We start from the raw sequence: 12767 nt of genomic DNA on the forward strand, positions 1-12767 counted from the left end.
ATCCAGAAGTTCAAGAACAAGACCGGTTACAAGAAGCGTCAGGGCCACCGTCAGGAGCTCACCCGCCTCAAGATCACCGGCATCAAGTAGAGACGGCAAGGAGATCCTCTAATGGCACATAAGAAGGGTGCGAGCTCCACTCGCAACGGTCGTGACTCGAACGCTCAGCGTCTCGGTGTAAAGCGTTTCGGCGGCCAGACCGTCAACGCAGGCGAGATCATCGTGCGTCAGCGCGGAACCCACTTCCACCCCGGTGTGAACGTGGGCCGTGGTGGCGATGACACCCTGTTCGCCCTCGCAGCTGGCTCGGTTGAGTTCGGTGCAAAGGGTGGCCGGAAGGTCGTCAACATCGTGGCGGTCGACGCCTAAGTCGCGTTTCCGCTACATTATGTGAGGGGTGAGCTTCGGCTTACCCCTCACGTGTTTTCCGGGAACCTTCGGAGAACCTGCTTTCGCGCGAGATCCCGCGCATTTTCTACAAGGGGTACAGACCGTGACCACGTTTGTCGATCAGATCACTCTCCACCTCAACGCCGGTAACGGCGGCGATGGTTGCGTCTCGGTAAAGCGCGAGAAGTTCAAGCCGCTGGGCGGGCCCGATGGTGGCCCCGGCGGCAGCGGTGGTGACATCGTTCTCGTGGCCGACCCCAACACCACCACCCTGCTGGCCTACCACCGCTCCCCGCACCGTCGCTCGGACAACGGTGGCCCGGGTATGGGTGACTACCGCGGCGGTACCAACGGTGAGGAACTGGTGCTGCCGGTTCCGCTGGGCACCGTCGTCAAGACCCTCGAGGGCGAGGTTTTGGTTGACCTGACTCAGGCCGGCGACCGCTTCGTCGCGGCCGAGGGTGGCCACGGTGGTCTCGGTAACAACGGCCTCGCCAACTCCAAGCGCAAGGCCCCCGGATTCGCGCTTCTTGGCACCCCGGGTGTTGAGCGCGACCTCGTTCTTGAACTCAAGACCGTCGCCGATGTGGCGCTCGTGGGCTACCCGTCGGCCGGTAAGTCGAGCCTGATCGCGGCGATGTCCGCGGCCAAGCCGAAGATCGCCGACTACCCCTTCACGACCCTGCACCCCAACCTCGGTGTGGTCGACTCGGGCAACACCCGCTACACCATCGCCGACGTCCCCGGACTGATCGAGGGTGCCAGCGAGGGTCGCGGACTCGGCCTCGAGTTCCTGCGCCACGTCGAGCGCTGCGCCGCCCTGCTGCACGTGCTCGACTGCGGCACCCTGGAGCCGGGTCGCGACCCCATCAGCGACCTCGACATCATCCTCGGTGAGCTGGAGGCCTACCCGGTCCCCGAGGGTCAGAAGCCGCTGACCGAGCGTCCGCAGCTCATCGCCCTGAACAAGATCGACGTCCCCGAGGCGCGCGAACTCGCCGAGTTCGTGAAGGCGGACCTCGAGGCGCGCGGCTACCGCGTGTTCCTCATCTCCGCCGTGAGTCGCGAGGGCCTGACCCAGCTGAACTACGCCCTGGGCGAGCTGGTCGAGGAGTCCCGCGCCGAGGTTGTGGCCGCGATCGAGGCTTCGCCTCGCATCGTGCTGCGTCCCAAGGCCGTGGACCGCTCGGGCTTCCAGATCCGTGTGGAGGGCGGCTCCTACGGAAACCTCTACCGCGTGCTCGGTGAAAAGCCGTGGCGCTGGGTGCAGCAGACCGACTTCAACAACGATGAGGCCGTGGGTTACCTGGCCGACCGCCTGCACAAGCTCGGCGTGGAAGACGGCCTGTTTAAGGCCGGTGCGGTAGCCGGATCCACCGTGGTCATCGGTACCGGTGACGGCGTGGTCTTCGACTGGGAGCCCACCATGAGTTCCTCCGCCGAGATCGCGACCCCGCGTGGAACCGACCCCCGCCTCGACCAGCTGCACCGCCCCACCGCCAAGCAGCGTCGCGCCGACTACCTCGACCGAATGGACGCCAAGGAGGAGGCTCGTCAGGAGCTCCGCCGCGAGGGCGAGACCGGCTTCTGGGACGTGGACGCGGAAATCGCCGAGGATGCGATTCTCGCTGATGGCACCGTTGACTACGACGATGAGGACGGCGATTTCGACGACGACCACGGGGTTGAGGTTATTCAGCTCCGCGGTGAAAGCGAGTAAAACCGCGTGACCCTGCAGAACCGTGCCGAACTGCGTGGCGCCCGCCGCGTGGTTGTGAAGGTGGGATCCTCCTCGATCAGCGGCGATAACGTCGCCCAGATCACCCCGCTCGTGGACGCCCTCGCGGCGGCTTATGGGCGCGGTACCGAGATCGTCCTGGTGTCCTCGGGCGCCATCGCCACGGGTCTGCCATTCCTGAACCTCGACCGCCGGCCGACCGACCTTGCTACCCAGCAGGCGGCGGCCGCGGTCGGGCAGAATCAGCTGATCCACCGCTATCAGGAGGAGCTTGACCGCCACGGCATCATCGCCGGGCAGGTGCTGCTCTCCGCCAACGACCTCGCGCTCGACGCCCACCGCGTCAACGCGCAGCGGGCGATGTCACGGCTACTCAGCCTGCGCATCCTCCCCATCGTCAACGAAAACGATACCGTGGCCACCCACGAGATCCGCTTCGGCGACAACGACCACCTCGCCTCGATGGTGGCGCGCCTGATCGGGGCGGACGCCCTCGTGCTGCTGTCGGACATCGAGTGCCTGTACACCCGCCCGCCGAGCGAGCCCGGAGCCGAGCCCATCCCGCTGGTGCCGTTTGGTGCCGAACTCGAGGGTGTGGAGTTTGGTGAGCCCGGCAAGGCCGGTGTGGGCACCGGGGGAGCGGCCACCAAGGCCTCCGCCGCGCGCCTCGCCGCCGACAGCGGTACCGCGGTGCTGATCACCTCAACCCCGAACGTTGCCCGCGCCCTGAACGGTGAGAACCTCGGCACCTGGTTTGAGCCGCGCCCGCAGGCGTAGGGTTCATTCGTGCGTTCCCACACGCCCTGCACCGATGACCGGGTTTGTCATCTGGGTGACGCACGCCCGGGTGGAGTCGCTACACTATCGGCATGAGTGAAGTCAGCGCCGATCAGGTAGAGTCCGCCGTTTTTGAGCGCCTGCGCGCGAGCCGAGAGGCCGCCCGCGGCCTGGCCATCGCCAACGGCAACCTCCGCAACGCGGTGTTGGAATCAATCGCCGCCGGCATCGAGGCCTCCACCGAGCGCATCATCGCCGCCAACGCCCTCGACCTCGAGGCGGGCGAACGTGCGAACATCGGTGCCGGCCTGCTTGATCGCCTCCGTCTGGACGCCCCGCGGATCGCCGCCCTCGCGCGCGCCGTGCGCGAGATCGCCGTCCTGCCGGACCCCCTCGGCCAGACCGTGCGCGGCAGCACCCTGCCCAACGGCATCAAGCTCGACCAGGTGCGGGTCCCCTTCGGCGTGATCGGTGCCATCTACGAGGCGCGTCCGAACGTCACCATCGACATCGCGGCCCTCGCGATCAAGAGCGGAAACGCCATCGCCCTGCGCGGCGGCACCGCGGCCGAAAACTCCAACCGGGTGCTCGTACAGGTGCTGCGCGACGGCGTGGCGGCCAACGGCCTCAATCCGGATGCAATTGCCAGCGTTGACGATTTCGGCCGCGCCGGAGCCAATGCCCTGATGGCCGCCCGCGGCCTCGTTGACGTGCTGATCCCGCGCGGCAGTGCCTCGCTCATCCAGGCGGTGCTGAACACCGCCAAGGTGCCGGTTATCGAGACCGGAGCCGGCGTCGTGCACATCTTCCTCGACGAGTCGGCCCGCCTCGACTGGGCGATCGACATCGTCCACAACGCCAAGGTGCAGCGCCCGAGCGTCTGCAACGCCGTTGATACGGTGCTGGTGCACCGTGCCGCCGCCGAACGCGTGCTCCCCGGCGTTCTCGACGCCCTGACCCGCTCGGGCGTGCGTTTGCTCGCGGATGAGCGCACCCGTGAGCTGTATCCCGCGGCCGAGCTCGCCACCGAGGAAACCTGGGGAACCGAGCACATGACCCTCACCCTGGGCGTCAAGATTGTCGACGACATCGACGAGGCCCTGGCCCATATTCGTGCCCACTCGACCGGACACACCGAGTCGATCATCACCGAGGATGTTCGCACCTCCGAGCGCTTCCTCGCCGAGGTCGACTCCGCGGTTGTCATGGTCAACGCCTCGACCCGCTTCACCGATGGGGGAGAATTCGGCTTTGGCGCCGAGGTCGGCATCTCGACCCAGAAGCTGCACGCACGCGGTCCGATGGGACTCTCCGAGCTCACCAGCACCAAGTGGATCGTGCGTGGCGCGGGTCAGGCCCGCAACTAACCGTTAGACTGGTCCGAGGCGATTCTTGCCCGAACTGTGAATTGGAGAACTGATGTCGATCTCGACGATCCTCGTTTCCGCTGCTGAGGCCGCGCACGTAGAACTGCCCATGCCCAGCTTTATGTATGGCGTGGTTGCGCTGGTTGTGTTCACCATCCTCGGTGTGACCACCTTCACCTACCGCGACGTCGCGAACCGTCACAGCCAGAAGCCGGCCGCACAGCCGGGTGCCGGTAGCCACCACTAACGGAGGCTGTCAGGATGCAGGCCGGTACACGGCGCCCACGGATCGGGGTCATGGGTGGAACCTTTGACCCGATCCATCACGGCCACCTCGTGGCCGCGAGTGAGGTAGCACAGTCGTACGACCTGGACGAGGTGGTGTTTGTCCCCACCGGTCGGCCGTGGCAAAAGAGCCGCGTGACCGAGGGGGAGCACCGCTACCTCATGACGGTGATTGCCACCGCCTCCAACCCCCGCTTCACCGTAAGCCGGGTCGATCTGGATCGCGAGGGTCCCACCTTCACCATCGACACCCTGCGCGATCTGCAGCGTGAACGGCCCGATTCCGACCTGTACTTCATCTCGGGCGCGGATGCCGTCCAGCAGATTCTGGGTTGGAAAGACGTGGACGAACTGTGGTCGCTGGCGAAGTTTGTCGCCGTCACCCGGCCCGGCCACGTGCTCACCGAGGAGGCTCTCCCGAACAAGGAGGTAGCCGTGCTCGAGGTGCCCGCCATGGCGATTTCCTCCACCGACTGTCGGGCCCGAGTCAAGGACGGCTCCCCGGTCTGGTATCTCGTACCGGACGGCGTCGTTCAGTACATCAGCAAACACCACCTGTATCGGAGTAATGCATGAGTACATCATCCGACGATAAGCCGCTGTCGCGGCGCGAACTGCGCGAGCGCGCGCAGGGTCAGACGGCTCAGGTTCCGCGCGTACCGGAGGCAGAGACCCCGCCGGCTGCGCGCCGCGCACCCGCGGTTCCGCCCGCCGAGCCGGTCGCTCCTGTCGCCGAGCCCGCCGCCCCGGTGGTGCCCGCCGCGCCGTCCGCCACCCAGGCCGCGTCGCCGTACACAAACACCAGCACGAACAACACCGCCCCGCTCGATGCCGGCGCGATTCGTGCCCTCCTTGAGGCCGAGCGCAGCGGGGTGACGCTCACCCGTCGTCAGCTGCGCGATCTTGAGCGCGCACGCGGAACCGGTACCGCCGCGGATGCCCGCGCCGCCGAATCCGGGCGCGTGACCGAGCGTGTTGTGCCCCGTGCCGAGCCGCCGCGTGCGGCTACCGCACCCATTCCCGCGCCGCCCGTGCGCGATCGCGCCGCCGAGGCCGAGGCCAGTGCCGCCGCGGTTCGCGCCGAGGTCGAGCGGGTTGCCGCAGAAAAGGCCGCCCGCGAAAGCGCCGCGCGCCGCGAACGTGAGGCCGCCGAGGCTGCCCGCGTGGCTGAGGCCGCGCGCCTGGCCTCCGAGCAGGAGAGTGGCCGTAGTAAGCGTGCCAAGAAGAAGGCCTCCCGCAAGGACGAGGCGGAAAAGGCCGCCGCCGAAGCCGCCGCCGAGGCCGAGAGCCGTCGCGTAGCGGAGGAGCGGGCTCGGGCAGCCGAGCGCGCCGCCGAGGAGCGTGCCGCACAGGCCCGTCCGGTGTCGGATGCCACGCTGTCGACCCTGGGCATCACGCCCGCGGCGCCCGCCCTCGACGAGACCATCGCCATGCCGCGACTGGGCGAGGGCTTTGGTCTCGCGCCGGCCGCGCAGCACAACACCGGGGCGTTTGATGACATCATCGCCCGCGGCGTCGACACCACCGGTGGAAGCTCACCGACCACAAACGCCCTGATCCTGCCCTCCGTGCCCGGAAGCGGTCCGCTGAGCGGCCCGGTGCTGGGTTCTGGAGAGGTCATTGTCACCGGTACAATTGATCTTCCGGGTAGCCTCAGCAACACCGGCCAGAACCGCTTTGAAAAGGGCGATCTGGACACCATGTTCGATCACGACGAAGATCCTCAGCCCGTGACCGCGGGAAACCCGGTCTCGGCGAGTCGCGCGGTGAGCTCACACGCCGCAACCCGCGACGTGATCGCCCCGCCCGCTCCCGCCAAGAACAATCGTCTCCTGATGGTGCTGTCGATCACCGCCGGCGTGCTGGCCGTGGCCCTCGTGGCCGTGGTGATCGTCGCCATTGTTTCCGGGTCCATCTAGACCCACCCACACCCACCGAAAGGTATCTATGACTTCCGAACTTCCCGTCGTCGACGCGATTCAGATCGCCGCCGCGGCCGCGGATGCGAAGGGCGGCTCCGAGCTGTTGGCGCTGGATGTTTCCCAGCCGCTTCCCTTTGTGGACGCATTCCTGATCGTCACCGGACGCAACGAGCGCAACGTGATCGCGATCGCCGGCGAGGTTGAGGACAAGCTCAACGAGGCCGGCATCAAGACCAAGCGTCGCGAGGGTCGCGCCGGTGGCCGCTGGGTCCTGCTGGACTTCGGTTCGCTGGTCGTCCACGTGTTCCACGACGAAGAGCGTTCCTACTACGATCTCGAGCGCCTGTGGAAGGACTGCCCGCAGATCGAGATCACCCTGCCGGAGCCGGTAGACATCACCCAGTAGTGGCATTCGCGCGGGCGACGCGCCCGCGCGGCGTGTCCGATTTTTCTCGCCGTGGCCTCGTGTTGTAATCTAAACATGTTGAACACGAGGCCACGGCCGAGTAAATAACAATCCGGGTCTGTGGCGCAGCTGGTAGCGCACCTGCATGGCATGCAGGGGGTCAGGGGTTCGAGTCCCCTCAGATCCACCCCGGTGCGATTCGCACAGAAACACCCCGTCTCAGGACGGGGTGTTTTGCGTTTGTGGGACGGGTGCGGCGAGGAGTGCTCGGGTGATGAGCGCGCCGCGGAGCGTCCGCACCGCCACGATCGCCCAGGCGCACACCAGCACCACGTATCCGCACAGTGCGAGGGTCGCGAGTACGGGGGAGCCCGTGCGTGCCGCGAGTCCGCTGAGTCCGGTGACACAGGTGCCCACGGGGAAGGTGAGGGACCACCAGGTGAGCGAGAACGGGAGGCCGCTGCGCAGCGTGCGCACGGTGATCGTTCCGGCGATGACGGCCCAGAGCAGCGCGAACCCCAGGACGGGGACGCCCCAGGCGACAGCGAGCACGTCTGCGACGCTTGCGTGCTCCGGGGCGAGCGTCCCGTGAGCGGCTGCAGCCAGCGCGGTCACCGCGGTGACCGACTGTCCGAGGGGCCCTAGCACAATCCAGAGCGTGGGAACGCCGGCCGACGCCCCGACACCGTGCCGCAGGAGGCGCATCCAGATGAACCCGATGATGATGAGCGAGGCGATCATGCTCATCCCAAACAGTGCGGCGCAGACCAGCATGAGGGACACGCGCTGCCCGGCGGTGGGGAGCGTGGGCGCGAGCAGCGCACCGCCGGTAGCTGACACCATGGGCGGAACCACGGACATCAGCCACCCACCGAAGGCGTCCTCGGCGCGGAGACGGAGGGCACCGGTGAAGCTCAGCAGGGGGATGAGTGCCGCGCAGGCGATGCCGAGAACGGTGCCGAGAATCCAGCAGGTCCAGGCCGCGGGGAGCCGGGCGTCGCCCAGGATCGGTTCACCGAGGAGGAGCGCACCGGAACCGACGGTGAGCACGGCCATGGGGATCGCGCCGTAGAAGTGCGCAAACACCGGGTGTCGATGGTGGCTGCGGGCGACACCCGGATACCGTGCGTGGTGACGCACCGTGGCAATGGTGAGCGTGATCAGCACGAGCGCCGTGAGCACCCACACGACACGTGCCGCCTCGAGAAGCCAGGGTGTGCGCTGGGGGAGTGTCGCGGCGGCCGTGGCCACGATTCCGGTCCCCATGACCGTGGCAAACCAATTGGGGGTGAGGTTTTGCACTGTCGGCGGTATCTGGGCGATGCGGGTCCGGGAGGGGGAAGGGGCTCGAGTGAGGGTCATGGTTCCATCCTTCTCGGGGCGCACGAGGGGGAGTAGGGGGATAACATTGGGTACATACAACGCCTGTTTGTGACTGGGGGTTCCCGATGGGGGAGATCGACACGGCAGCACTGCGGATGCTCGTCGCGGTAGCCGAGAGCGGGAGCCTTTCAGCGGCCGCTGGACGCCTCGGGGTCACACAACAGGCGGTGTCCGTTCGCATCCGCACGCTGGAATCCCGGCTCGGCATTGCCCTGGTGCGGCGTTCTCCGCGCGGATCCACCATGACTCCGGAGGGCACGGTGGTCGCCGGATGGGCCGCGGAGGTGGTTTCGGCGGCAGACTCCTTCGCGGAATCAGTTCACACCCTGACCCGAACGGATCCGGCACCATTGCGCATCGCCGCCAGCCTTACCATCGCCGAGTATCTGGTACCGGAGTGGCTGCATCGCCTGCGCGCCGCGGGCACAACGCGGGCCGAACTCACCGCCGCAAACAGTGCCACGGTGGCCACACGCGTGCGGGAGGGCTCCGCGGAGATCGGCTTTATCGAGTCGCCCGAGGTGCCGGCGGGGTTGGACTTCCGGTGGATTGCCACGGATGAACTCATCGTCGTGGTGGCCCCCAGCCACCCATGGGCGCGTCGCACTTCCGGAATCACCCCCGAGGAGCTTGCCGCTCGTCCACTCGTGGTGCGAGAGGAGGGGTCGGGAACGCGTGAGGCGCTGAATCGCGCACTCGGCGACGCACTGGTCCACACTGCAATCCGCCGCGGTACTCCCCACCACCGCGATGGTTCGCGCCACGGTGGCCGCGGGGGATGCCCCTGCCGTGCTGAGCGTGCTCGCCGTTGCTGACGCAATCGAGAACGGCACGCTGGTGCGGGTTCCGATGCGTGAAATGCGCATCACCCGGCCCCTCAGCGTAGTCTGGGCCCGCGGCACCGAACTCTCGGCCCCGGCGCGGACCCTCCTGGAGGTGATCGCCCAGGCACCGGGGGCGAGCAAACGGGCGTGCTGCGCCGCTAGATGACGTTTCGTGACGGACCGCTCGCGGCGAGTGGATAGCTTGGACTCTAATCCGCTAGGCGGATGTCCCCGATGCCGACGACCGAGACGAGTCCCGTGCCTGCCAGTACCGCCGCCCGAGTACGCTTTGACAGCGTCACGAAGTCCTTCGCCGGTGCGAGTCGTGCAGACGCCGAGCGCACGGTCCTCCGGGACGTGAACCTGGACGTGGCCCCCGGCGAGGTCATCGTCATCATCTTCGGCGAAGAGACCGTGTGTAAGTACCCCAGCGCCTTTCTCGACGCCCGCTCAGGCTCGCGGAACGCGAACACCAGCGCCGCGCGTCACTCTCACGCCACAGCGGCCCCCGTTACGACGGGCCCAACGTGAGCATGTAGCGCTGAGCCTGCGCCTACTTGCGGCTCACACTGCAACTGCGGGGGCGGGGGAGGCCAATCACCAGCGGCGCATCCCGCCCCACAGTAGCTCACCTGGGTTTTTGCGCACCTCGCGTCGACGCGATTAGCCCGGCCACGTAACCAACCGCGAGCGGAGCAATAGTCAGCACGACGAGCTGCAACCAGAGCGGAGGCAGCACTGCGCGCTCCGTGAGGATGAGGGTGAACGCCAGGACAAACACCGCAGTCCAAGCAAGTGACTTCGCCGACGGGTGTCTCGGTGGTTGACTGTTGCCTCGCGCGCGCGGTCTGCGCTGGAGCCGGGCAACCTGGAACCCTAGGTAGAGCGCCAACAGGATCAGTAGTGGTATCGCGATGAAGTGTGTGATTGGCATTGCATTCTCTCGTTCGCAGCGTGGTGGATGAAGGTTTCGGCGCGTCAGCCGTTCTTGTACCATTTCCAGCATGCCTCGAGCCCCACGATCGTAAGAAGCGTGGCTCCAGCCGCATTCATCAGGGCGTTTACCTTGGTACGCTTCGCCGCCGTCAACGTGTTGTTCATCCAGCCCTGCAGTAGACCGGCGAACGTTTTGAACTCGGCGGCCGAGAAGTTTGCGGAGCCGATGGCGGCCTTCCATTTGTTAACCAGAGTAGTCGTCTTCTTGATGACTGTGGCGATCTTCGCGATCACTGTCGCCATCTTTGCGGCGGCGAAGCCGATGAGGAGCGCGATACTACCAAGGCACTCCGCCACCGTCCAAATCGAGGGGTCGGAGACGACAGGGAAAGTGGCATTGCTCGTGTCGACGTGCTGTGTGATCATGCCACCTTCGACGGTGAAGTGCGTGGGGAGGGAAACACCATTGGCGTCGACCGCCCAGGGAGTCTCGACGTACGCGGAGAGCGAGCCCACGGCATCGATGAGTTGCAGCCCACCGTCAGGCAGGACGCTCCAGCTCGCCCCCTCTGGGATCGATGTCTCAACGTCGAAGCTGTGCTCCACGACGTGCTCGGTAGCGATGTTGATGAACTGCACACCGCCGGTGCTGCCCGGAGCGACGACGAAAGTTTCGTTCTTGTTCTCTAGCACCGACACCACGCCTTCGGTTCGCGTGACCTCAGCGCCAGGCACGCGTGCCCCGAGTGACTCACTGCCGAGCACTGCCGCGGACGAGTCCTCCGCTGTAGGCAGGAGCACGGTCGCCCCGGCCTCCGTTGCGACGATGCCGTCGAACACACTGTCCTCCGGTGCTGCGCTCACGGTCGCTTCTCCCACGAGGGTACTGAGTGCAGCGCGGGCCTGGGGCGTCAGGTCGACGATGTCTGACAGCACGCTGAGCGTGTCTACGGTGACGGCGCTGGATGTCGTCGTCGTCTCGTCAGCAGCGGTCTCATCCTCGGACGCCTGCGCCGGAGTAACGGCCACACAGGCAATGAGCGCGCCGGTGAGCACCGCCCCAAGGCCGACGTTTCGGAACTTACGGACTGCACGCTTCATTCGCGTACCCCCATCTGGATATCGAGGCCAGCCGACGGCTTGTCGGACTCGTCCCCCTCACTTGGGTTATTTGTGCTGAGCCATCTCGCGTTACACATCGCTTCTTCTTTCGTCCGGAGCGGTGCAGGGGATGATCCCAGTACAACCGTTCTCTGTGCGAAACTCATCTCCGAATCTCGCGCCTCTCGCGTCCGCGGGGGCGCGAATCCGGCCGAGTTTGTGAACAATGACGTTCCTGGCGGCGGTTCCCTGCACTGTGCCTTGGCTGGGTTTGGACGACGGCAGGGTGCTGGAAAGGGCATCGGCGGCTTCAAGGAGGTTCACTCCACGATGGGTGTAACGCACACCCCGCCGCGTCAAAGACCTGAGATGAGGACCGTCACGTTCGCGAAGTGCTACCGTGGTCTACTAAACAAATACCGGCGGTCCAGCGGCGGGCTGATGACAACAGGTGGGGCAGGGTATGGACGATGATTTAGCGCAGGTTGACGCGCCAATAGTCGACCTGTTCGCGGAGTTCTACTCCCGGCACTACCGAGCAATCCTCACCGTCGCTCAACAACGTCTTGCGAGGGTAGCGGATGCGGAGGACGCCGCCTCGGAGACGTTCCGCATTACCTGGGCGCATCATCTCGACGGAGGGGAGCTGTCGCTGGCGTGGGCGTACTGCGTACTGCGTGCTGCGCAACGTGATCGGTAACGAGTATCAGCGTATCGCGCGCTCCACCCAGCTCTGCGAGCGTGTCGGGCGCCTCTCCGGGGATGCTGTTTTCCAGCTCGACGGTGACGATGCGATCGACATCCAGCGTTGCTTGAACGTTTTACGCGAAGACGACCGAAACATCGTCTACATGGCGTACTGGGAAGACCTCTCCCGTGCCGAGATCGCCGCGATCCTTGGTATCTCACCCGTGAGTGTGCGCGTGAAGCTGCACCGTGCACGCCGCGTGCTAAAGACGCTGCTCGATGGCAACGCCGAACAACATAGTAGGCGAGGTGATCGATGGACGAGTTTGAGCACCGCATCCGCACGGTCAGGCTTATGAGCGGGAACTCGCCGACCTGGTGGTTCTGCGCACGCGGCAGTACCTGCGCCGCTCGTGACGCTGGCAATCAGTGAGTCCGCCGTGGCGGGGCTGGAGATTGTGAAGATGAATGACGACTCCGAACTCTTCTGCAGCATCCGACCCCAGAGATAGGTGTTGAGGAGTGTCGAGGTCGACGAGACAGGGAACGTTGTCTCGTCATCGGTTGAACCGCAACGGAATTGGACGACCTGTGCCGACGACGGCACTGTCCACTTCCTCCTCACCGTGGCCGCCCCGGTTCCCGGGCAGGATGCAGAGGGCCTTCCCACTCCGGGGACGGTGATCGCTGAGGAGACGCTGGCTCTGGGCGAGTGCGTGAGCACGTTATGATGATCCGGTTCCGACCGATCCTGCCGAGATCGACGCCTACTTGCCACAGTACGCGGGCGATGAACTGCCGCTGAGCGCAGGTGCCTCGATCTGTGAGCTCTCCGATCCGCTATTGAGCGTCGTCCTGACCAACGAGCAGGCGACCGTCATTGATTACGTCGCCTGGGAGAGTGGCATCGGCCTCGCCTTCGCCGTCGGTACCGCGCTGAATCCCTTGATT

The 12767-nt window shown here is 66.1% G+C and carries 16 protein-coding genes and 1 tRNA gene; 15 read left to right on the forward strand and 2 right to left on the reverse strand.

The annotated features are described in order from the left end of the window. The 10 genes from D9V32_RS03690 to D9V32_RS03735 all read left to right on the forward strand — a co-directional run. Window positions 1-90: bL21 family ribosomal protein (locus D9V32_RS03690; RefSeq protein ID WP_183086166.1), on the forward strand; the 90-nt coding region annotated here is incomplete at its 5' end. A gap of 21 nt (window positions 91-111) precedes the next feature. Continuing rightward, entirely contained in the window at window positions 112-369 is a 258-nt protein-coding gene (gene rpmA, locus D9V32_RS03695) for a 50S ribosomal protein L27 (RefSeq protein ID WP_030143781.1), read from the forward strand. 124 nt (window positions 370-493) lie between these two features. Beyond that, window positions 494-2110: a GTPase ObgE gene (gene obgE / locus D9V32_RS03700; protein ID WP_121647569.1), complete on the forward strand. Its 1617-nt coding sequence runs from the start codon at window positions 494-496 to the stop codon at window positions 2108-2110. Between the two features lie 6 nt (window positions 2111-2116). After that, window positions 2117-2905, forward strand: coding sequence for a glutamate 5-kinase (gene proB / locus D9V32_RS03705; RefSeq protein ID WP_121647570.1), 789 nt, complete (start codon window positions 2117-2119; stop codon window positions 2903-2905). 92 nt (window positions 2906-2997) lie between these two features. After that, window positions 2998-4272 (forward strand): glutamate-5-semialdehyde dehydrogenase, encoded by a 1275-nt coding sequence (locus D9V32_RS03710; RefSeq protein WP_121647571.1) that lies wholly within the window; start codon window positions 2998-3000, stop codon window positions 4270-4272. Window positions 4273-4324: 52 nt separating this feature from the next. Then, window positions 4325-4519 carry a hypothetical protein gene (locus tag D9V32_RS03715; protein ID WP_121647572.1) on the forward strand — a complete coding sequence of 65 codons (195 nt, stop codon included), beginning with the start codon at window positions 4325-4327 and terminating at the stop codon, window positions 4517-4519. A 14-nt stretch (window positions 4520-4533) separates the two neighbouring features. Further along, complete coding sequence (gene nadD, locus D9V32_RS03720) at window positions 4534-5133, forward strand: nicotinate-nucleotide adenylyltransferase (protein WP_121647573.1); 600 nt, start codon at window positions 4534-4536, stop codon at window positions 5131-5133. Continuing rightward, window positions 5130-6476 carry a hypothetical protein gene (locus tag D9V32_RS03725; protein ID WP_183086167.1) on the forward strand — a complete coding sequence of 449 codons (1347 nt, stop codon included), beginning with the start codon at window positions 5130-5132 and terminating at the stop codon, window positions 6474-6476. The genes nadD and D9V32_RS03725 overlap by 4 nt, the downstream gene beginning before the upstream one ends. Before the next feature lie 28 nt (window positions 6477-6504). Further along, the gene (rsfS, locus tag D9V32_RS03730; RefSeq protein WP_121647575.1) at window positions 6505-6885 is read left to right on the forward strand and encodes a ribosome silencing factor; all 381 of its coding nucleotides are present in this window, start codon (window positions 6505-6507) and stop codon (window positions 6883-6885) included. 114 nt (window positions 6886-6999) lie between these two features. Continuing rightward, window positions 7000-7072: transfer RNA gene (locus tag D9V32_RS03735), tRNA-Ala, on the forward strand. Window positions 7073-7104: 32 nt separating this feature from the next. Here the strand turns inward: D9V32_RS03735 and D9V32_RS03740 are convergent. Further along, complete coding sequence (locus D9V32_RS03740; protein WP_121647576.1) at window positions 7105-8247, reverse strand: TDT family transporter; 1143 nt, start codon at window positions 8245-8247, stop codon at window positions 7105-7107. An 86-nt stretch (window positions 8248-8333) separates the two neighbouring features. Here D9V32_RS03740 and D9V32_RS03745 point away from each other — a divergent pair, with 86 nt between their 5' ends. From D9V32_RS03745 to D9V32_RS03750, 3 genes are all read left to right on the forward strand, one after another. Beyond that, window positions 8334-9083, forward strand: coding sequence for a LysR family transcriptional regulator (locus D9V32_RS03745; RefSeq protein ID WP_281272120.1), 750 nt, complete (start codon window positions 8334-8336; stop codon window positions 9081-9083). After that, the gene (locus tag D9V32_RS16550) at window positions 9019-9258 is read left to right on the forward strand and encodes a LysR substrate-binding domain-containing protein (RefSeq protein ID WP_281272121.1); all 240 of its coding nucleotides are present in this window, start codon (window positions 9019-9021) and stop codon (window positions 9256-9258) included. Before D9V32_RS03745 ends, D9V32_RS16550 begins: the two co-directional genes overlap by 65 nt. A gap of 92 nt (window positions 9259-9350) precedes the next feature. Continuing rightward, on the forward strand, window positions 9351-9623 hold the full coding sequence (locus D9V32_RS03750) for a hypothetical protein (RefSeq protein WP_147440385.1): 273 nt from the start codon (window positions 9351-9353) through the stop codon (window positions 9621-9623). 447 nt (window positions 9624-10070) lie between these two features. Here the strand turns inward: D9V32_RS03750 and D9V32_RS03760 are convergent, their stop codons facing one another. Beyond that, on the reverse strand, window positions 10071-11129 hold the full coding sequence (locus D9V32_RS03760; RefSeq protein WP_121647579.1) for a hypothetical protein: 1059 nt from the start codon (window positions 11127-11129) through the stop codon (window positions 10071-10073). Window positions 11130-11592: 463 nt separating this feature from the next. Between D9V32_RS03760 and D9V32_RS16630 the strand changes: the two genes are divergently transcribed. Then, window positions 11593-11829, forward strand: coding sequence for a sigma factor (locus tag D9V32_RS16630; RefSeq protein WP_147440386.1), 237 nt, complete (start codon window positions 11593-11595; stop codon window positions 11827-11829). Further along, window positions 11807-12175 carry an RNA polymerase sigma factor gene (locus tag D9V32_RS03770; RefSeq protein ID WP_183086168.1) on the forward strand — a complete coding sequence of 123 codons (369 nt, stop codon included), beginning with the start codon at window positions 11807-11809 and terminating at the stop codon, window positions 12173-12175. Before D9V32_RS16630 ends, D9V32_RS03770 begins: the two co-directional genes overlap by 23 nt. Window positions 12176-12767: the final 592 nt, after the last annotated feature.

This window comes from Mycetocola tolaasinivorans (genome assembly GCF_003667565.1).
GTDB lineage: Bacteria > Actinomycetota > Actinomycetes > Actinomycetales > Microbacteriaceae > Mycetocola > Mycetocola tolaasinivorans.